Origin of the sequence: Bradyrhizobium niftali, from assembly GCF_004571025.1 — a bacterium.
Lineage (GTDB): Bacteria > Pseudomonadota > Alphaproteobacteria > Rhizobiales > Xanthobacteraceae > Bradyrhizobium > Bradyrhizobium niftali.
The window spans coordinates 114,241-132,266 of sequence record NZ_SPQT01000021.1; the positions used below are offsets into that span (position 1 = coordinate 114,241).

Annotated in this window: 19 protein-coding genes and 1 tRNA gene; 8 read left to right on the forward strand and 12 right to left on the reverse strand. The window is 65.6% G+C overall.

Going from position 1 to position 18,026, the window contains the following annotated elements; genetic code table 11:
• Positions 1-52 precede the first annotated feature (52 nt).
• Positions 53-775, forward strand: coding sequence for a DUF599 domain-containing protein (locus tag E4K65_RS30645; protein ID WP_135177291.1), 723 nt, complete (start codon positions 53-55; stop codon positions 773-775).
• A 1,045-nt stretch (positions 776-1,820) separates the two neighbouring features.
• On the opposite strand, the gene E4K65_RS30660 is transcribed toward E4K65_RS30645, so the two are convergent.
• From E4K65_RS30660 to mgtE, 4 genes are all read right to left on the reverse strand, one after another.
• Positions 1,821-2,723 (reverse strand): hypothetical protein, encoded by a 903-nt coding sequence (locus tag E4K65_RS30660; RefSeq protein ID WP_135177292.1) that lies wholly within the window; start codon positions 2,721-2,723, stop codon positions 1,821-1,823.
• Between the two features lie 149 nt (positions 2,724-2,872).
• On the reverse strand, positions 2,873-3,691 hold the full coding sequence (locus E4K65_RS30665; RefSeq protein ID WP_135177293.1) for an aldo/keto reductase: 819 nt from the start codon (positions 3,689-3,691) through the stop codon (positions 2,873-2,875).
• Between the two features lie 158 nt (positions 3,692-3,849).
• Positions 3,850-4,152, reverse strand: coding sequence for a helix-turn-helix domain-containing protein (locus E4K65_RS30670; RefSeq protein WP_135177294.1), 303 nt, complete (start codon positions 4,150-4,152; stop codon positions 3,850-3,852).
• A gap of 159 nt (positions 4,153-4,311) precedes the next feature.
• Entirely contained in the window at positions 4,312-5,733 is a 1,422-nt protein-coding gene (gene mgtE, locus E4K65_RS30675) for a magnesium transporter (RefSeq protein ID WP_135177295.1), read from the reverse strand.
• A gap of 83 nt (positions 5,734-5,816) precedes the next feature.
• Here mgtE and E4K65_RS30680 point away from each other — a divergent pair, with 83 nt between their 5' ends.
• Positions 5,817-6,623: a polysaccharide deacetylase family protein gene (locus E4K65_RS30680; RefSeq protein WP_135177296.1), complete on the forward strand. Its 807-nt coding sequence runs from the start codon at positions 5,817-5,819 to the stop codon at positions 6,621-6,623.
• Positions 6,624-6,802: 179 nt separating this feature from the next.
• On the forward strand, positions 6,803-8,098 hold the full coding sequence (locus E4K65_RS30685; protein WP_135177297.1) for a polysaccharide deacetylase family protein: 1,296 nt from the start codon (positions 6,803-6,805) through the stop codon (positions 8,096-8,098).
• A gap of 3 nt (positions 8,099-8,101) precedes the next feature.
• Here E4K65_RS30685 and E4K65_RS30690 read toward each other — a convergent pair whose 3' ends face one another.
• Positions 8,102-8,476, reverse strand: coding sequence for a hypothetical protein (locus E4K65_RS30690; protein ID WP_027549327.1), 375 nt, complete (start codon positions 8,474-8,476; stop codon positions 8,102-8,104).
• Between the two features lie 244 nt (positions 8,477-8,720).
• On the opposite strand from E4K65_RS30690, the gene E4K65_RS30695 reads away from it, so the two are divergent.
• Complete coding sequence (locus E4K65_RS30695; RefSeq protein WP_027549326.1) at positions 8,721-8,978, forward strand: hypothetical protein; 258 nt, start codon at positions 8,721-8,723, stop codon at positions 8,976-8,978.
• Between the two features lie 18 nt (positions 8,979-8,996).
• On the opposite strand, the gene E4K65_RS30700 is transcribed toward E4K65_RS30695, so the two are convergent.
• The 3 genes from E4K65_RS30700 to E4K65_RS30710 form a co-directional block, all read right to left on the reverse strand.
• Positions 8,997-9,602, reverse strand: a complete 606-nt coding sequence (locus tag E4K65_RS30700) for a cysteine hydrolase family protein (protein ID WP_135177298.1) — start codon at positions 9,600-9,602, stop codon at positions 8,997-8,999.
• A gap of 324 nt (positions 9,603-9,926) precedes the next feature.
• Positions 9,927-10,011: transfer RNA gene (locus E4K65_RS30705), tRNA-Leu, on the reverse strand.
• 197 nt (positions 10,012-10,208) lie between these two features.
• On the reverse strand, positions 10,209-10,451 hold the full coding sequence (locus E4K65_RS30710; protein WP_011088012.1) for a FliM/FliN family flagellar motor switch protein: 243 nt from the start codon (positions 10,449-10,451) through the stop codon (positions 10,209-10,211).
• 67 nt (positions 10,452-10,518) lie between these two features.
• Between E4K65_RS30710 and lipB the strand changes: the two genes are divergently transcribed.
• Both lipB and E4K65_RS30720 read left to right on the forward strand, forming a co-directional pair.
• Positions 10,519-11,268, forward strand: coding sequence for a lipoyl(octanoyl) transferase LipB (lipB, locus tag E4K65_RS30715; protein WP_135177299.1), 750 nt, complete (start codon positions 10,519-10,521; stop codon positions 11,266-11,268).
• Positions 11,269-11,467: 199 nt separating this feature from the next.
• Positions 11,468-12,181 (forward strand): DNA helicase, encoded by a 714-nt coding sequence (locus E4K65_RS30720; RefSeq protein ID WP_135177300.1) that lies wholly within the window; start codon positions 11,468-11,470, stop codon positions 12,179-12,181.
• Between the two features lie 45 nt (positions 12,182-12,226).
• Here E4K65_RS30720 and E4K65_RS30725 read toward each other — a convergent pair whose 3' ends face one another.
• Entirely contained in the window at positions 12,227-12,649 is a 423-nt protein-coding gene (locus tag E4K65_RS30725; RefSeq protein ID WP_135177301.1) for a tautomerase family protein, read from the reverse strand.
• A gap of 113 nt (positions 12,650-12,762) precedes the next feature.
• On the opposite strand from E4K65_RS30725, the gene E4K65_RS30730 reads away from it, so the two are divergent.
• A complete protein-coding gene (locus E4K65_RS30730) occupies positions 12,763-13,614 on the forward strand; it encodes a LysR family transcriptional regulator (RefSeq protein WP_135177302.1) in 852 nt (283 codons plus the stop codon).
• A 12-nt stretch (positions 13,615-13,626) separates the two neighbouring features.
• On the opposite strand, the gene E4K65_RS30735 is transcribed toward E4K65_RS30730, so the two are convergent.
• From E4K65_RS30735 to E4K65_RS30745, 3 genes are read right to left on the reverse strand one after another with little or no spacing between them, the layout of a single operon-like run.
• The gene (locus E4K65_RS30735) at positions 13,627-15,063 is read right to left on the reverse strand and encodes a TIGR01777 family oxidoreductase (RefSeq protein ID WP_135177303.1); all 1,437 of its coding nucleotides are present in this window, start codon (positions 15,061-15,063) and stop codon (positions 13,627-13,629) included.
• On the reverse strand, positions 15,060-15,725 hold the full coding sequence (locus E4K65_RS30740; RefSeq protein WP_135177304.1) for a DUF4166 domain-containing protein: 666 nt from the start codon (positions 15,723-15,725) through the stop codon (positions 15,060-15,062). Before E4K65_RS30740 ends, E4K65_RS30735 begins: the two co-directional genes overlap by 4 nt.
• Positions 15,726-15,741: 16 nt before the next feature.
• Entirely contained in the window at positions 15,742-16,299 is a 558-nt protein-coding gene (locus E4K65_RS30745; protein ID WP_135177305.1) for a GbsR/MarR family transcriptional regulator, read from the reverse strand.
• Between the two features lie 154 nt (positions 16,300-16,453).
• Here E4K65_RS30745 and E4K65_RS30750 point away from each other — a divergent pair, with 154 nt between their 5' ends.
• A complete protein-coding gene (locus E4K65_RS30750; protein WP_167771275.1) occupies positions 16,454-17,974 on the forward strand; it encodes a PAS domain-containing sensor histidine kinase in 1,521 nt (506 codons plus the stop codon).
• Positions 17,975-18,026: the final 52 nt, after the last annotated feature.

An 18,026-nucleotide genomic window follows, 5' to 3' on the forward strand; every position in this document is an offset into this window, starting at 1 on the left:
GCTGCGCCCGGCCTTGCGTGGCAATCGTTGCGATACTCGCGAGGAGAGAGACATGAGCAGGCATTGGGTCGACATCACCGCCGTCGGCTTCTTCATCGTCGAATGGCTGGTCTATGCCCTGACCCTGGAACATTCGGCCTATGGCCGCGACAGCCTGTCGGCGCGCATGAACCGTTATCGCGAGGTCTGGGTGCGCCGGCTGCTCGACCGCGAGACGCGCATGGTCGACATGCAGATCATGGCCTCGCTCCAGAACGGCACCGCCTTCTTCGCCTCCACCAGCCTCATCGCACTCGGCGGCGCGCTGGCGCTGCTGCACGCCACCAACGACGCCATCACGATCCTGAGCAAGCTGCCGGTCGACCTCAGCACCTCGCCCGCAATGTGGGAACTGAAATGCGTCGGCCTCGTGCTGATCTGCGTCTACGCCTTCTTCAAGTTCGCCTGGGCCTATCGCCTGTTCAACTATGTCGCCATCCTGTTCGGCGGCATGCCGCCGGCGACCCAGCGCGACACGCCAGCGGCCGAAGCCCATGTCATCCGCACCACGCGCCTGTTCGAATCCGCCGGCCGTCATTTCAACCGCGGCCAGCGCGCCTTCTTCTTCGCGCTCGGCTATCTCGGCTGGTTCGTCAGCCCCTGGGTGCTGTTCGTGACCACGGCAGCCGTGGTGATCGTGACCTGGCGAAGGCAGTTCGCGTCCAGTGCATGGGCGGCGATGGCACCGGAGGTGGAGGATGGCGAGGCGATGAAGAGGCGGGGTCCTCAGGGGTGAAGCGAGAGAGGCGGCACACTCTCTCCACATCGTCATTGCGAGCGCAGCGAAGCAATCCAGAATCTTTCCGCGGTGGCAGTCTGGATTGCTTCGCTGCGCTCGCAATGACGGAGTATGAGGCATCGACTTCGTCCTCCAAGTACAACTGTCATTCCCCGCCTTGTGCGCACTTGCGCACTGGGGCGGGGAATCCGGTACGCCGCGGCCTCTCGGCTCCATCACAGCCGTCTCTGGAATACTGGATCGCCCGGTCGAGCCGGGCGATGACAGCGAGTGTGTGGTTACAGACACGCCTTCGCAGCCTCGCGGCGCAATTCACCCGAGCTTTGCTTCGTCGCTCTACCCTCTAAGCCAAGAGGGCGCAGGGAAGGCCGGGTGCCAGCTGGCACCCGCGGTCCGCTGCGCGAAAAGCACACGCAGGAAGAACCGCACAGCAGCATACAGGTGTAGCCAATCACTCGGCCTTCCCTGCGCAGTGGTTGGACGGCTTATGCCTGCTCTCCCGGGAGCCGAGTTCCTTCTGGCCTCCCTCACCTTCGCGGAATTCACCGACACCGCGCCGGTTGACGCGACTGCCGCCTCCGCAAGAGCTTGACCGTAGCAACGACGGCCAGGACCACACGGTTTTGCCGTACGCACGGCCCGCCATTTCGCCGCGGTTTTCCCGGCCCTGTCGACGGAGCCGGAAACCTGCTGGCGAGACGAACCTCACAGCGCCGCTCGTCTGGCACGAAGTCTTGGGCTCACGGAGAGCAATCCGCCCTGCCCGCAACTCTCGCGCCCGACGCTGCCGCGTCCACCGCAAGCCCGGCTCGCGAAAATGACGACCACATGATCGCCCCTCAAGGATGAGCCGGGATGGGCGACACATACGACAAATCCGAATTTCGGTAAAGCGGAATGTTTTTGGGAAGGAGGCTTGACAGCATTAGGGGTGTTTTGCCCGTCGGGTCATGGATGCTTTGGATGCCGCTGAGAAGCGCAACGACGAGCTCGTCGCCAGCGAGCGGTACATTGCAACGACGGCCTATGGCGTGCAGGCAACCTATCCCCCGCCAAAATCCCGCGGCGAGAACGGCAAGTCCAACACCTTCCATTCCTCGTATTTGTCGGCCGGCAGCATCTTGTACGGCTGGCAGGCCTGAAGCGCGCTCGTCGCCGACTTCACGATAGCCACGCCCTTCGCGGATGGCGGGGCTTCGATCAGGATCGGCGGGCGCGCCAGCGTGCCGTCGATGGCGAGCACCGTGCGCAGCTTGATGTGGACGGTGTCGGTCGGGTCGACCCCGGCCGGCAGTTTTGCGCAGCTTCTCAAGTGCCGACGAAACTCGGCGATGACCTCGGGTGGAAGCTTTGCGCCGATCGAATCCCTGGCGTCGCCGCCGTCGCCCTTGGGTGCGTCTTTCGGCTCGATCGGCAGTTCGGGTGGCAGGCCCAGCATGACGCCGTATTTGAGGGTGACGTCGGGCTCGGGAGCCTGATAGGCCGGAGGTGCGGCCTGCGGCTGCGGCTGTTGCGGCGGCTGCTGGGGCTGCGGCTGCGCGGTGGTCTCACGCTGCTTCGGCGCCTGTGAGGGGGGCGGCTGTTTCTGCTGCGTCGGCTGCTCCGGTTCGGGCCGCGCCTTCTGCTGCGATGATTGCGACGCGGCCTGCTGCTTGGCGGCCGGCTTCGCCGCTGGATCCGCCTTTTCGGTGACATCCAGTTTCGGGAGTCTCAGCTCGGGCATCGGCTCCGGCGGCTTTTTCGCCGCTTCTTCCTTGGCCTTCTCCTCGGCTTTGGCCTCCTCCTGCTTCACCTCCTCCGGCGTGACGATGTCGACCGACACAGTTTCCGGCAGCTGGCTGCGAAACGGATGGACCTCGCTGATCACGATGATCAGCGCCACCAGCGTCAGGTGCGCGACCGCCGACGCCGCAATGTCCGTCCGTATGATCTTCCGCAGTTCCATCGCTCGATCTTGGGTTGCCGTCCTGCTCCTAAAGCGCGATGAAGTCAGGATCAACCGTCATCGCGCTTTAGGCTCTTGTTCGAGCATGATCTTATCGGAAAACCGCTTCGCACTTTTCCGGATCATGCTGGGCATACGGCAGCCCGCCCTCAATCCCATTTTGGCGCGAAGCCATAGTCGGTCAGGCGGCCCTTGGGATTGGCCAGACCGGCGATCCGGGCCATCTCCTCGTCCGAGAGCTCAAAATCGAAGATCTCGATGTTCTCCGACAGACGCTCGACACGTGAGGTGCGCGGGATCGCGGTGACGTTCTGTTGCACGAGCCAGCGCAGGCAGACCTGCGCCGGCGTCTTGCGATGCGTCCGCCCGATCTCGGCCAGCGTCTGGTCGGTCTTGATGCGGCCCCTGGCGATCGGGCTGTAGGCGACCAGCGCGAGCCCATGCTGGTCGCAGGCCGTCCTCACCTTGGCCTGGTCGAGATAAGGGTGAAATTCGACCTGGTTGCAGACGAGCGGCTCCGGCGACAGCGCGACCGCCTGCTCGATCAGCGCCACCGTGAAATTGGAGACGCCGATGTGACGCGTCAGGCCCATTTGCCTGGCATGCGACAGCGCACCAAGCGTCTCCGCTAGCGGCACGTGCGAATTGGGCCAGTGCAGCAGCAACAGATCGACGGAGGGAAGCCGCAGGCGCGCAAGGCTCTCCTTCACCGACCGTTCGAGGTCGTTGGGCGCGAAATGGTTGGTCCAGACCTTGGTGGTGAGGAAGACGTCGTCGCGGCGCACGCCGGAGGCGCGCACGCCGTCGCCGACCTCGCGCTCGTTGTCATAGACCTGTGCGGTGTCGATGTGGCGATAGCCGAGCCGCAGCGCCTGCTCGACCACGCGCGCACACGGCCGCCCGCTCAGTTCCCAGGTCCCGAGCCCGATCGCCGGGATCCTTGCGCCATTGGCCTCGACGAACAGCATGAGGAATCCTCTCTGTTGCGGTCGCCCCAGGACTCATCACAAGCATCAGCCACGCGCCATTATGGACCTCGCCCGTGACACTGCCAACGGAAGCGGGAGCGATCGGGCCGGTTATTCAGCGCAATGCTAACGGGAGGTTCGCAGCTCAGGCCTTGTCGTCAGGCTTTGGCGAGCGCCTGGAACACGGTGTCGGGCGCATGCGCGATCACGGCGAGCAGCGCGCGGGCCGGTCCCCGCGGGGCGCGCTTGCCCTGCTCCCAGTTGCGGATGGTCTCGACGGGAACGCCGAGCTTGGCCGCGAACTCCATCTGGGTCAGGCAGGCGCGGCGGCGCAGGTCGCGCACCGCGAGCGAGCCGGTGTCGGCCGGTGCGGCATTGGCCGCCGGCTGGACCGGAAACTCCTGCCCGTCCCGCAACTCGACGATCCGTCCGTCCGCCTTAAGCCGCAACCGCATATCCATTCCCCCAAGCGAGGGCGATGATGCGTCAGGTCGCTTAAGTTCGGATTAAAGATAGTTGCCCGTAGCCCGGATGGAGCGCAGCGCAATCCGGGGAAGCGCGCGCCGCGGGCAACCCGGATTACGCTTACGCTCCATCCGGGCTACGAACGCGACCGCCCCCTACCTCAACCCGAACCACAAGGTCGCAATCCCGAGGAAGGAGAAGAACCCGACCACATCGGTCACCGTCGTCACGAACGTCCCCGACGCCACCGCCGGATCGGCCCGGACACGTTCGAGCGCCATCGGGATCAGGATGCCGCCGAGCGCGCCGGCAACGAGGTTGCAGATGATCGCAAGCCCGATGACGATGCCGAGGCCCGGGATCTTGAACCAGGCCACCGCGGCGATGCCCGTGATCACGGCGAAGGCGAGCCCGTTGACGAGGCCGACCAGGCCTTCGCGCATCACCACGCGCCAGGCATTGGAGGAGCCGAGCTCGCGGGTCGCGAGCGCGCGCACCGCGACCGTCATGGTCTGGGTCGCGGCGTTGCCGCCCTGGCTCGCCACGATCGGCGCGAGCACCGCGAGCGCGACCATTTTCTCCAGCTGGCCCTCGAACAGGCCGAGCACGGAGGACGCCAGGAAGGCGGTGGCGAGGTTAACCAGCAGCCAGTTGAACCGGGCGCGCGCAATGGTGAACACGGTGTCGGAGAGTTCTTCGTCGCTGGTGACGCCGCCGAGCGCCTTGAGGTCTTCGGCCGCCTCTTCCTCGATGACGTCGACGACGTCGTCCACGGTGATGACACCGACCAGGCGGTCCTGGGTGTCGAGCACGGGCGCTGCGACGAGGTTGTACTTGCCGAACATCCGCGCCACCTCCTCCTGGTCCTCCAGGACGGAGACGCGGCGGCGATCCTCGTCGGTCAGCTCCGCAAGCGCCACCGGACGGCGGGCGCGAAGCAGGACGTCGAGCGAGACCGCGCCCTGCCAGTGCTGGTCCTTGTCGACGACATAGATCTCGTAGAAGCGGTCGGGCAGATCCGGCGTCTCGCGCATGTAGTCGATCGCCTGCCCCACGGTGAAATCCTGGGGCACGGCGATGAACTCGGTCTGCATCCGGCGGCCGGCGGAATTTTCCGGATACAGCAGGCTGCGCTCGAGCGCGACGCGCTCGCGCAAGGGCAGCTTCTCGAGGATCTCCTCCTGCTCGTCCTCGTCGAGCGTCTCCAGCAGCTCGACCGCGTCGTCGGACTCGAGTTCGCGGACACCTTCCGCGACCGTCTCCGGCGGCAGCTCATCGAGGATCTCCTCGCGGACGCTCTCGTCGACTTCGTTCAGCGCCGAAAAGTCGAAGTCGCGGCCCGTGAGCTCGACCAGGCGGACGCGGTCGTCGGGCTCCAATGCGCCGATCAGGTCGCCGAGATCGGCCTCGTGCAGCTCGGCAACGCAGGCGCGCAGCGCCGCACTGTCGCCGGCCTCGATCGCACGGGCAATCTCCTCGACGAATTCGTGACGAATTTCGCCGTCTTCATTGCGCATCGGCACGTGGTCGAGTACCGAGGCCTCGGCGGATGGGGCACCGTCCATATGTTCGTCCATGGCGCGCCTCGCCGTTTGACAGGTTGGAACGAGTGGTATGAGCTGATGGTTCAGGCAATACCCACAAGGCAACTCCGAGCGCAATGGCAAAGATGCTTCGACTGAGCTGGACATCGATGTCGGCGGGCGCGGTGCTCGCGGCCCTCGCCGGCGTCGCCTCGACTGAGGCCGCCGAGTGCCCGCGCAAGGATGCGCTCGGCACCTCGCGCATTCTGAGCGTCGACGCCAGGACCACGCCGCGCGTGGGCTTGAAGAGCTTTCCGGAGACGCTGCCGCTTGCCGATCGCGAGGTCGTGCTGACCTTCGACGACGGCCCGCATCCGCCGACGACGTCGAAGGTGCTGGCGGCGCTGGCGCAGGAATGCGCGCGCGCGACCTTCTTCCTGATCGGCCAACACGCCTCCGAACACCCTGACATGGTCAAGCGCATCGCGCGCGAGGGCCACACCGTCGGCCACCACACCTGGTCGCACCCGTTCATGGCGCGGATCCCGTTCGACAAGGCCACGGCCGAGATCGACCGCGGCATCGCCGCCGACGAGATGGCGCTGCACGGGACCTCGACCACGACGCCCTCGACGCCGTTCTTCCGCTTCCCCTATTTCGAGGCGACGCAAGCCGAGCTCGACCTGCTCCAGTCGCGCGGCATCGTCGTGTTCGGGGCCGATCTCTGGGCCAGCGACTGGGAGGAGATAACGCCGGAGCAGGAACTGAAGCTGGTCACCGAGCGCCTCGCCGCCGCCGGCAAGGGTATCATCCTCTTCCACGATCCCAAGGCGCGCACGGCTGCGATCATGCCGGCCTTCCTGCGGTATCTGAAGGAGAACGGCTATCGGGTGGTTCACATCGTCCCGGCGGGCGCAGCGCAGAAGAATGCCGACACGCGCTGATGCCGGAATGTCACGCCAGTGCAAAATGGGGTGATTTGGGCCCTATTAACAGTCTGTTCATGATACGCCATGCAAGTATTGAGGCGGGCGCGTCCTGGGAAAAGTTCTGGTGCCTGAACCGTTTCCTGATGTCTCCGACCTACTATGGCGGCAATCGCATATGAGGGCAGACGGGATTCATGATCGGAAGTAGCGTTGTTGTTCGGACGCGATCGTGGATCGTCCTATGTTTGGGCTTGCTGACCGTTGGCACACCGGCGGCCTTTGCAGCCGACTGCCCCGGCCACCCGGATGCGCTCGGGACCTCCCGCACCCTCGTGGTCGATCCGCACGAGCATCCGCGCATCGGCACGATGCAGTACCGCGAGACGCTGCCGCTGAAGGACCACGAGGTCGTCCTGACCTTCGACGACGGTCCGCTGCCGAAATATTCCAACCAGGTGCTCCAGATCCTCGCCGACGAGTGCATCAAGGCGACCTTCTTCATCATCGGCGGCCAGGCCAAGGCGAACCCTGAAGGGGTGCGCAAGCTGGTGGCGGCGGGCCACACCGTCGGCACGCACAGCATGAACCATCCGCTGACGTTCGACCGCATGCCGATCGAAAAATTCGAGCCCGAGATCAACGGCGGCATCGAATGGACGTCGGCCGCGATGACCGATCCGTCCAAGCTCGCGCCGTTCTTCCGCATCCCCGGCCTGATGCGCGCCGAGGGCGTCGAGAACTATCTGATCTCGCGCGGCATTCAGGTCTGGAGCGCCGATTTCCCCGCTGACGACTGGCGGCATGTGTCGTCCGATCGCGTCTACCAGCTCGCGATCCAGCGGCTGGAGGCCAAGGGCAAGGGCATCCTGCTGTTGCACGACATCCAGGCCCGCACGGTGGCGGCGCTGCCCAAGATCATCCGCGACCTGAAGGCGCGCGGCTATCGCATCGTGCATGTGGTGCCTGCGACCGCGGAGCGGCCGGCGACGCCGACCACACCGGTGGAATGGCTGCTGCATCCGCCGACCGAGACCGTGCCGATCGCGCGCTGGCCGGCCGTGCCGAACTTCGTGTTCACGCAGACCCAGACGCTTCCGGCGCCATCGCTTGCCGATCTCAATGCGCAGACCGGGCATCAGCCGCTGCTGCCGCGCCGGACCATGGCGCAGGCGAATGTCGCCGCCACTCTCCCCGTGCCCGACCGCGATCTGTTCGCGATTCCCGAGGGCTCGGTCGAGGTCTTGCTGTCCACGACCTTGTCACGGCGTGCCGCGACACGGCTGGCAATGGCGGCCGAGACGCCCCGTGCGGCTAAGGGCAAGGCTGCCAAGTCGCAGGCACACCGAACCGCCCACGCTGCGCACGGCGCACCGAAGCATGCCGCGCAGGCCAAGGGCACGGTCGCCAGAAACACTGCCCCCAAGAGCACTGCACAGGGCGCCGCGCCGCGTCCGACTCGCGTGGCCAGCCTGAAGAAGCGCGCGCAGTAAGCTCTACTGCCGCATGATGTTGGCGACGCAGAGCAGCACGATCAGCGCCAGGAAGAACAGGTCCATATAGGACTTGAGCTCGCCGTCGCGGCGCAGCCGCGCAACGTCGACCACGATCTGCTTGCGCGTCGAGGTTCCGCCCGAGCCGTCGTTGATCGGGGCCTGAAGGCGCTTGGTCTCGGCTTCCAGCTTCTCGATCTTCTGGAAGAAGTAGAACGCACGCAGCGTCGAGGCCGCGCGCATGCCGGTATAGACCAGCACCAGGATCGCGACGATCGCCCGGTTTTGATATTTCTCCAGGAAGTTGAGGCTGAAATAGACCATCGCCATGAACGCGAAGTTGGTCACGAAGCGGTAGACGAAGCTTAGAAAGACCATACTGGCTCCAGCCCAGAGAAGACGTGCAAGCGGGCCTGAATGCCGCGCAGGCCCGTCTACGCCAACTTGGTTTCAACAAAGATACTATCCGCCCACAACTCGCCGCCTTTTAGCCACGCGCGGCCATAATGCAAGCCGGGCCACGACGGCCGGCCTGTCCCGCACGCGGGCGTCCGCAACGCTCAATGGCGATTTGGCGGAAGTCGCGATAGACTGGAGCTGCCGCCACACGTGGGGTCTGCCGATGCCGAAGAAGGGAATCACGGGCCACGACGACTGGGTTCTGACCGAGGCCCTCGCGACCGCGCTGGTCGCGCTGGAGCAGCTCGAGCCGAAGCACCAGCCGAGCGCGCATATGGACGACATCCGCAAGATGCTCTCCAGCGGCAAGGAGCCCGCGGCAGTGAGCCTGCACCTCGCCCAGGCCAAGTGCCGCCTGTTTCCGGAGTCGGATCCGCTTCAGATCTACAAGGAATACGGGATCGGCGAGGAATATGGCTGAAGGGGCCGGGTCATCACCCTACTCCCGCCAGAACTCCGCCAGTTCTTCCGCGGTCACCAGATCGACCTGGCCGTGGAAGCGGGTGCGATACATGGTCATCAGCGCATCGTGCCCGACATCGGACGAGCTGCACAGCGCGTCCTCGACGATGACGACCCTGAAGCCGAGATCGACTGCGCTGAGGACCGTCGACAGGACGCAGACGTCCGTCTCGGCCCCCGTGATCACCACCGTCCCGACGCTCTTTTCGAGCAACAGGCCCGCAAGGCCGGGATTGCTGAACGCGGAATAGGCCGGCTTGTCGATGACAGCGGCTGGAGGAACGAACCGGCTCAGAGCTGGCACGAGATCGAGCGCGGATGGCGGCAAGTGCCTGCGGGTCGCCTGGCTCCAGTGACGGAAATAGCTGCGCCACTGTCCGGGACGATCGTCCGGATCCTGAGGGGTCATGAAGCGCGTGAAGATCGTTCTGGCCTGGCGGCGGGAAACGATGGAGACGATCGCCGGCAGTACCCGTTCCATCCAGGGCGTCGCCCAGAGACCGCCGGGGGCGAAGATGTTCTGCATGTCGATGCAGAGGTGAACCGCATCCCGGATGTCGGCAATTTCCGCACTGTCCCTCATCGTCCTCCACCGTCAAACGCATGGCCGCGCGACGGCATCTCCGCGGCGAGCTCATCGGCTGCAATGCGCGTCCGACAGCCATCGTTCCGCGGTCATCCGCGATGGACGAAGCCCCGCGCCGCCAGCGCACGCCATCACGTCGGCGAATCGCGGGATCGATCGACGGCGTCGGCGGAATCATGAGGAAGTTCGCCGCGTTCGACCGGACCGGTCACGCGACGGCTTCGACCGACGCAAGCGACGCAGTGAAACGGGCCGGCGTGGTGCCAGTCCCGGGCCTTACATCAGAAAAACTTCAGGGATTTCAAAGCCAAATTCGGCTTTTGGTGCGCTCGGAGGGACTCGAACCCCCACGATTTTACTCACTGCCACCTCAAGGCAGCGCGTCTACCAGTTCCGCCACGAGCGCTTTGGGGATGCCGGCCTGAGGCTTGAGGGCCGGCCGGATCAACGGCGCCGATCTAACAAATCCATCAGAGGGGTACAAGCCTGCAAAGGCCCTGAATTCCACAAGCTTGGCAGGAAAATCTCTCCCTGCCCGGATCGGCCCTATCGGGTGCCCAGGCCGCCACCGCGTGCCCAGGCCGCTACCGCGTGCCCAGGCCGCTACCGCGTGCCCGGCGTGCGCGGCAGCATCTGCTTGACCTCGACCGCGATCCGGTTGCGATCGACCAGCACGACGCCGGAGGCGACCGGCAGGTTGTTGGCCAAAACCTTGACCTCGTCGGCCTCGGTTGCGTCCAGCTCGATGATGGCGCCGCGGGAAAGACGTAATACCTGATGGATCGGCATGGTGGTCGTCCCGAGGACGACCATGAGATCCACGGTGACTTTATCGAGAGTGGGCACTGTCAGGACCGCCGCAACTTGAGACTAGCATTTGCGCCTGCAATCATCACCACGTTATGGTTAGCCAATGGTTAATTCGCCTCACAACCTCCGCCAAGACCAGCGTCAAGACCTCGATTTGACGTCGTTTTCCGCCTCCGCAGGCACGCCCGTGGAGTGGCGGATCTCGGACGCGCCGGTGCCCTATCCGGAGGCCGTAGCCGCCATGGAGGCGCGGGTCGCCGCGATCGCAGCGGGCGAGGCTCCGGAGCTGGTCTGGCTGCTCGAACACCCCCCGCTCTACACCTCCGGCACCTCGGGCAAGGAATCCGACCTGCTCGACTCCCGATTCCCGGTCTTTGCCACCGGGCGCGGCGGGCAGCTGACCTATCACGGGCCCGGCCAGCGGGTGGCCTACATCATGCTCGACCTCAAGCGGCGCCGGCCGGACGTGCGGGCCTATGTCGCGAGCCTGGAGGAATTGATCCTGCGCACGCTCGCCGCCTTCAACGTCCGCGGTGAGCGGCGCGAGGACCGGGTCGGCGTCTGGGTGAAGCGCCCCGACAAGGGGCCCGAGCACGAAGACAAGATCGCCGCAATCGGCGTCCGGCTGAAGCGCTGGGTGTCGTTCCACGGCATCGCCATCAATGTCGAGCCGGAGCTGTCGCATTTCGCCGGCATCGTGCCCTGCGGCGTCGCCGATCCCCGCTACGGCGTCACCTCGCTGGTCGATCTCGGCCAGCTCGTGACCATGGCCGATGTCGACGTCGCGCTTCGGCAAGCGTTCGAAGAGCTGTTCGGGCCGACCCGCGCGCTGGTGCCGGAAGCGGCCGCTTAGGCGCTTTCCTGTTGGAGACCCACCGCCCGCGTTCTCCGCGCGCGCGGAATCAGCTACGCTTCATCCCGGCGCCGCCCACGCCTCCCCCCTCCGCCGGGAAAGCAGACGTCATGCCGGGCGACTAGATCATCGGACCGACTGTTCGAGCGCCAGGCATAAGGAGGGATTGCGATCATGCTCGCAATGGGAGGTTCTCTCGATGAAGTTGTCTGCACCCATCTACCATCTGAAGCGGAAAGCAAAACGCCTGTCCCGCGAGGAAGGCATTCCGCTCCACGACGCGCTTGACCGCATCGCAACGACGGAAGGTTTTGCCGCCTGGAGCATGCTTGCGGCGAAAGCCGCGGCGATGACGCCGGCCAATCGGCTGTTCCCGCAATTCCGCCCCGGTGACCTTGTGCTGGTCGGGGCGCGCCCCGGCCAGGGCAAGACGCTGATGAGCCTCGAGCTTGCCGCGGAGGCCATGAAGTCGGGCCATCGCGCCGCGTTCTTCTCGCTCGAATACACCGAGAGAGATGTGTTGGAGCGCCTTCGGGCGATCGGCGTGGACCCCGCGCAATTCGCTGACATGTTCGAGGTCGATTGCTCCGACGCGATCAGCGCCGACTACGTCGTCAAGCAGATGGCCGCTTCTCCCCGCGGCACGGTCGTGGTGATCGACTATCTGCAACTGCTCGACCAGAGACGGGAAAACCCTGATCTGACCGTTCAGGTGTGCGCACTGAAATCGTTCGCGCGCGACAAGGGGCTGATCGTCGTCTTCATCTCGCAGATCGATCGATCCTATGATCCCGCGGTCAAGCCCTGCCCTGACCTCAGCGACGTCCGCTTGCCGAACCCGCTGGATTTGAAGCTGTTCGACAAGACGTGCTTCATCAACAACGCCGAAGTGCAGTTCCGCGCGGCGAGCTGATGGCTTCAGGCCGCGGGTGGGATTGTTCACCCGCGGCCTGCAACATCACGCCGCCTTCAGCGCAACCTCGAGCTTGCCGGCGATGTAGCGGCGCTCCTGGGTCAGGCCGCCAAAGCCGTAGGCGTCGCCCTTGACCTCGTCGACATGCAAATAGGTCTCGGGGTGCAGCGGGCCCAGGATCTCGGCCATGCGCTTGAACATCGCGGCGAGATAGGCCGCCTTCTCGTCCTTGGTGTTGGTGCCTTCGGTGACATGGATGTCGATCCAGTAGCTGGCGAGCTTCTGCTCGGCGAGCGATTGGCCGCCTGCGAACCAGTCGCCGGCATCGACCGACTTCACGATGATGGCGGTCACCTTGGGATCCTTGTGCAGGATTTTTGCGGTGAGCTCGGACACGGCATTCGCGATGTCGGCCTTCAGCGAGGGTGACTGGCGAGAGGTGGTGTAGGACACGGTGATCAGGGGCATGGTCGTTCTCCTCAAGATGTCGCGCAGGTCTTGCGCGGCGCTGATGAGAAGCTAGACCTCCCTTCTCCATTTTGGTATCTTATCTCTATTGATACCAGTGATAACAAATCATAATGACAGCCACGCTCGACATCGCCACCATCAAGGCCTTCCTGCTGGTCGCCGACCTCCAGAGCTTTACCCGCACCGCCGAAGCGCTCGGCACGACGCAGGCCGCCGTCAGCCTCAAGCTGCAACGGCTGGAGACGTTGCTGGGGAAGCGGCTCGTCGAGCGCTCGCCGCGCGCGGTCCGGCTCACCGCCGACGGCGCAGCATTCCTCGAACGCGCCCGCGCGCTGATCGAGGCGCATGACCGCGCATTGTCCGGCGAGGCCTCCGTCGCGCAGTCGCTTTCGCTCGGCATCTCCGACCACGCAGCTGGGCCCGAGCTGGTGCCGCTGCTCGAACGGCTGCACGCGATGTCCTCGCACCTCACGCTCGCCGTCACCATCGGCTTCTCGCGCGAGATGCAGGACGCCTATGACGCGGGCGACTTGGATGCGGTGATCGTTCGCCAGGAAGGCAGCCGCCGCGGCGGCGAGAAATTGGCCGAGGATGAATTCGGCTGGTTCGCGTCACGCCGCTTCGCCCTGCCCAAGGGCGAGCCGCTGCCACTCGCAACGCTCGCCCCGCCCTGCGGCGTCCGCGCCGTTGCCGTGCGTGCGCTCGACAAGGCCGGCCTCGCCTGGCGCGAGCGATTTGTCGGCGGCGGCGTCACGGCGGTGGTCGCGGCCGCACTTGCCGGACTTGCGATCGCGCCGCTGGCGCGGCGGATCGCGCCACCCGGCCTCATCGACATCGGCCCCGCACACAGGCTGCCGAAACTCGGCAGCTCGAAGGTCATGCTGCATTCGAAGGTCAGCGACCCCGCCAAGCTGGCTGCGCTGCGTGCGGTGGCGGCGACGTTCAAGAGCGTCGCCGCCTGACATCACATCACCTCACAAGATCGCCTCGAACGCGCTGCGCAGTGTCTCGTGGCGGAACACAAAGCCGCGGCTCAGCGCCTTGTTCGGCAGCACGCGCTGACCGCCGAGCAGCAGCTCGTCGGCAAAGCCGCCGCCGATCCGGCGCAGCAGGCCACCGGGAATGCGGAACACGGCGGGCCGATGCAGGCGGCGGCCAAGCTCTTCGGTGAACTTTGCATTGGTGACCGGGATCGGCGCCGTGGCGTTGACGGGCCCGGCGAGATCGGGGGTCGCGATCACGTAGGCGATCAGCCGGATGAGATCGTCGCGCTCGATCCAGGACATCCACTGCCGGCCGGTGCCGAGCGGCCCGCCGAGGCCGAATTCGAACGGCGTCAGCATGCGCGTGATGAAGCCACCCTCGGTGCCGAGCACGAGGCCGATGCGCAAATAGACCACGCGCACGCCGAGCTCTTCCGCGGGCCGCGCCGCCTGCTCCCAGGCCGCGCACAGCTCATGGCTGAAGCAGGCATGCGACTTCGCCGACTCGGTCAGCACCTGGTCGGCCCACAGCCCGTACCAGCCGATCGCGGAGCCGCTGATGAGCACGTCGGGCTTGTGGTCGAGCCGCGCGATCAGCTTGACGACCTCGCCGGTCATGTCGATGCGAGACTTCAGTATCTCGGCGCGCTTCGCCTCGGTCCACAGGCCGTTGCCGATCGGCTCGCCGGCGAGATTGACGATGGCGTCGATACGCATGTCCGAGGCGAGCTGATCGAGGCTGGTGATCAGCGTCACCGGCGGCGGCAGCAGCTCGGCCTTCGCCGGGGTGCGAATGAGCGCGATGACGTGATGCCCTGCCCCGCTGAGGCTCGCCGCGAGGCGGCTGCCGATGAAGCCGGTGGCGCCTGATATCAGCACGGTCTTGCGGTCCGGAAGTTTCTCGACGAGCCCTGCCGCCGGCACGCACGTCATGCGGCCGAGCCGGCGCACCGCCGCAAAATCCCTGACGCCGCAGAGCGCAGCGCCGACCGCGCAGGCGGTCGCGGCGCTGCTGAGCAGGCCCTGATACGCGACGGTCACGCCGAACGGCTGCATCGCCCAATCGATCAGCGCCGGCAGCAGCAGCACCAGGATGGCGCCGTAGTTGATCGCCAGCAGCGTGTGATTGATCCGCTCGCTCGGCGGCAACTTCCGGCTCAGATCCTCCTCGACGAAATCCATCAGCGTGATGACGATCTCGGCAACAAGCACCGCCACGATCAAGAGCGCCAGCGCGCCATGAACCTCGAGCCAGCCGAGCACGAGGAACAGCAGCGCATAGAGCATGTTGCGGATGCCGTGCAGCTTCAGCTCGAAGCGCTGCGACACCCGCCAGGCCAGGCGCTCGGTGAATTCGTGGTGATAGAAGGTGTCGAACAGGCCCATCACGATCTGGACGGCGATGAGGATCCACAACAGCGGCGTCATGATACGGCCTCCCTGAAGGTGGCGGACTGGTGGATCAGCGCGCCGTAACGCGGGTGGGTGACATCGAGGGTGAAGCGGAAGGCGCCCTCGCCGAGATCGCTGTGCGTCACCGTGAGGTCGCCCGGCGTGAGCCATCGCGGCAACGGGATCCACAGGCGTCCGAGCTGGAGGCCGTAAGCAGCGCTGCGGAAGGTCAGCACCTGGTCCTCGACCGCGATGCGCAGCGCCATCGAGACGCCGAAGCCGACATATTCCTCGAGCCCGGTCGGGCCGGCGAAGCGTTTTGCGGAATGGATCACCTGCGGAAAGCCGCGCTTGCGCGCGCAGATGCGCGTCCAGGTCTGGCCGCCGCTTGCGGCGTCCTCGGTGACCGTCACGATCATCGGCACGCCGGTGTCGCGGCCGGTCGGCAATGGCCCGCCGACCAGGCGTACGAGTTGCGCCAACCACCAGCCGGCGTCGCTGAAGGCGACCTCGTCGACCACGCCGACATACACGACACTGTCGCCGTCGGCGACGCGTTTGGAAAAGCGCCGCCAGGTCGCGAGCGGCAGGCGGCCCCAGTCCTCGTCCGACAGGAGCGCACGGAATCGGCGGTCGTCGAGCAGTTTGGTGTGAACGGGAAGAGATGCGCTGGAGCCTGATAATCGAGCCGACGTCATCGCACCCTCCCTCGCGCTATTTGAGCTTGCCCAGCGGCAGCAGGTTGGCGATCTTCTCGCCAAGCCGCATCAGGGCGACCAGCCGCGGCCGCGGCACCTTCAGCATCTGCATGAACCAGTGGTCGGCGAGTTCGGTGAAGGCGAGCATCTCCTTCAGCCGTTTGCTTGCGACCGGATTGATGGTCGGATCGTCGGCCGCATCGGACACGCAGGCCCTGAGCGCCATGATCGCCGGATCGAGCTCGCGCTCCTTGCGCCGTGCCGCGATCCGGGCCGCAACCTCCCAGATGTCGGTTTCGGCTTCGAAATGATCGCGGCGGTCGCCGAGGATCGGCACGCGACGGATCAGGTTCCAGGCCAGCAGCTCCTTGATCGAGTTGGAGACGTTGGAGCGCGCCATGCCGAGCGTGTCGGCGATGTCCTCGGCGGTCATCGGCGCCTCCGCGAGATAGAGCAGCCCGTGGATCTGGCTGACGGAGCGGTTGACGCCCCACCCGTCGCCCATGTCGCCCCAATGCAGGATGAAGCGCTCGACGGCGGCGGGGAGTTTCTTCTTTCCGGTTATTTCTGTCATGACAGAAATATCTGACGGATGAGATTGAGTGTCAAGTGCTCCCGGCGGCCTCCCCCCCTGCATACCGGCGGCTGCATTTGCCTAAAAACTTCCCAGAGATCGGGAACCAAGCGCCCCATTCGGCGTTTGCACGGGTCGAGGCAGGGTGGCCGAAATGATTAGAAAGTCCAATCAGCAGAGAGACTTGTTCGAGAGCGAACGCAGTTTCCGGCTGTTGGTCGAAGGAGTTGCCGACTACGCCCTGTACATGCTCGATCCCAAGGGGATCATCACGAGCTGGAACATCGGTGGCGAGCGCATCAAGGGCTATTCGCCCGAGGAGATCGTCGGCCAGCATTTTTCGCGCTTCTACACCGAGACCGACCGGGCCAACGGCAAGCCCGCCCGCGCACTCGGCATCGCCCGCGACAAGGGCCGCTATGAGGAGGAAGGCTGGCGCGTCCGCAAGGACGGCACCTTCTTCTGGGCGAGCGTCGTGATCGACCCGATCTACGAGGACGGCGAGCTCATCGGCTTCGCCAAGATCACGCGCGACATCACCGAGCGACGCAACACGGAGCTCAAGCTCGAGGCGATGCAGAAGCAGCTTGCCGAGTCCCAGAAGTTCGATGCGCTCGGCCAGCTCACCGGCGGCGTCGCTCATGATTTCAACAATCTCCTGATGATCATCAGCGGCAGCCTTCACACCCTGAAGCGGGGCGCCGACGACGATGCCAAGCTCCAGCGCGCGATCTCGGCGATCGAGACTGCGACCAGGCGCGGCGCCGCGCTGACCAACCAGCTCCTCACCTTCGCGCGGCGACAGAGCGTCAACCCGCAGGCGATCGACTTTTCCGAGCGCATCGGGGCGATCCGCGAGGTGCTCGACGCCGGCGTCGGCAGCGCCGTGCGCATCACCTTCGACATCGCCCGCGAGATCTGGCCGATCAGGACCGACGTCTCGGAGTTCGAGACTGCGCTGCTCAATCTCGTCATCAATGCCCGAGATGCGATGCCCGACGGCGGCACGGTGACGATCAGCGCCCGCAACGTCGTACTGGACGAGGCCCCGCTCGCCGGCGAGTTCGTGGCGATCGACATCGCCGACACCGGGCTCGGCATTCCCGCCGACGTCGTCGACAAGATTTTCGAGCCGTTCTTCACCACCAAGCCGATCGGCAAGGGCACCGGTCTCGGCCTGTCCCAGGTGCACGGCTTTGCGCACCAGGCCGGCGGCACGGTGAAGGTCGCAAGCGAGCTCGGCAAGGGCACGGTCTTCAGCATCCTGCTGCCGCGCGGAACGGATGTGCCGGCGCGGGAAACGGCGGAGGTGATGCCGTTCCGCGGCAGCGGCACGGTGCTGCTGGTCGAGGACAATCCGGATGTCGCCATCGTCAGCATCGGTCTGCTGGAGCAGCTCGGCTACCGCGTTCGCCGCGTCCCCGACGCGGAATCCGCGCTGCGCGAGCTCGAGCAAAACGGCGTCGACTTCGTCTTCTCGGACATCGTGATGCCCGGCAAGATGGACGGCCTCACCCTCGCCCATCATCTGCGCCTGATCCGCCCCGGCCTGCCGATCCTGCTCGCCACCGGCTACAGCGAGGCCGCCGCCGACGTGCGCGGCGATTTCCCGATCCTGCGCAAGCCGTATGAGATCCACGAGCTGAGCGAGGCGATCGCGAAATTGCCGAGGTGAGTCCCGCTTTCTTAGCCTCTCCCCGCCCTGACCGCGTCGTGACCGTGCTTGA

Coding starts and splice junctions, on each gene's coding strand:
- E4K65_RS30645 (WP_135177291.1), top strand. CDS start 53: ATGAGCAGGCATTGGGTCGACATCACCGCCGTCGGCTTCTTCATCGTC.
- E4K65_RS30660 (WP_135177292.1), bottom strand. CDS start 2,723: ATGGAACTGCGGAAGATCATACGGACGGACATTGCGGCGTCGGCGGTC.
- E4K65_RS30665 (WP_135177293.1), bottom strand. CDS start 3,691: ATGCTGTTCGTCGAGGCCAATGGCGCAAGGATCCCGGCGATCGGGCTC.
- E4K65_RS30670 (WP_135177294.1), bottom strand. CDS start 4,152: ATGGATATGCGGTTGCGGCTTAAGGCGGACGGACGGATCGTCGAGTTG.
- mgtE (WP_135177295.1), bottom strand. CDS start 5,733: ATGGACGAACATATGGACGGTGCCCCATCCGCCGAGGCCTCGGTACTC.
- E4K65_RS30680 (WP_135177296.1), top strand. CDS start 5,817: ATGGCAAAGATGCTTCGACTGAGCTGGACATCGATGTCGGCGGGCGCG.
- E4K65_RS30685 (WP_135177297.1), top strand. CDS start 6,803: ATGATCGGAAGTAGCGTTGTTGTTCGGACGCGATCGTGGATCGTCCTA.
- E4K65_RS30690 (WP_027549327.1), bottom strand. CDS start 8,476: ATGGTCTTTCTAAGCTTCGTCTACCGCTTCGTGACCAACTTCGCGTTC.
- E4K65_RS30695 (WP_027549326.1), top strand. CDS start 8,721: ATGCCGAAGAAGGGAATCACGGGCCACGACGACTGGGTTCTGACCGAG.
- E4K65_RS30700 (WP_135177298.1), bottom strand. CDS start 9,602: ATGAGGGACAGTGCGGAAATTGCCGACATCCGGGATGCGGTTCACCTC.
- lipB (WP_135177299.1), top strand. CDS start 10,519: ATGGTTAATTCGCCTCACAACCTCCGCCAAGACCAGCGTCAAGACCTC.
- E4K65_RS30720 (WP_135177300.1), top strand. CDS start 11,468: ATGAAGTTGTCTGCACCCATCTACCATCTGAAGCGGAAAGCAAAACGC.
- E4K65_RS30725 (WP_135177301.1), bottom strand. CDS start 12,649: ATGCCCCTGATCACCGTGTCCTACACCACCTCTCGCCAGTCACCCTCG.
- E4K65_RS30730 (WP_135177302.1), top strand. CDS start 12,763: ATGACAGCCACGCTCGACATCGCCACCATCAAGGCCTTCCTGCTGGTC.
- E4K65_RS30735 (WP_135177303.1), bottom strand. CDS start 15,063: ATGACGCCGCTGTTGTGGATCCTCATCGCCGTCCAGATCGTGATGGGC.
- E4K65_RS30740 (WP_135177304.1), bottom strand. CDS start 15,725: ATGACGTCGGCTCGATTATCAGGCTCCAGCGCATCTCTTCCCGTTCAC.
- E4K65_RS30745 (WP_135177305.1), bottom strand. CDS start 16,299: ATGACAGAAATAACCGGAAAGAAGAAACTCCCCGCCGCCGTCGAGCGC.
- E4K65_RS30750 (WP_167771275.1), top strand. CDS start 16,454: ATGATTAGAAAGTCCAATCAGCAGAGAGACTTGTTCGAGAGCGAACGC.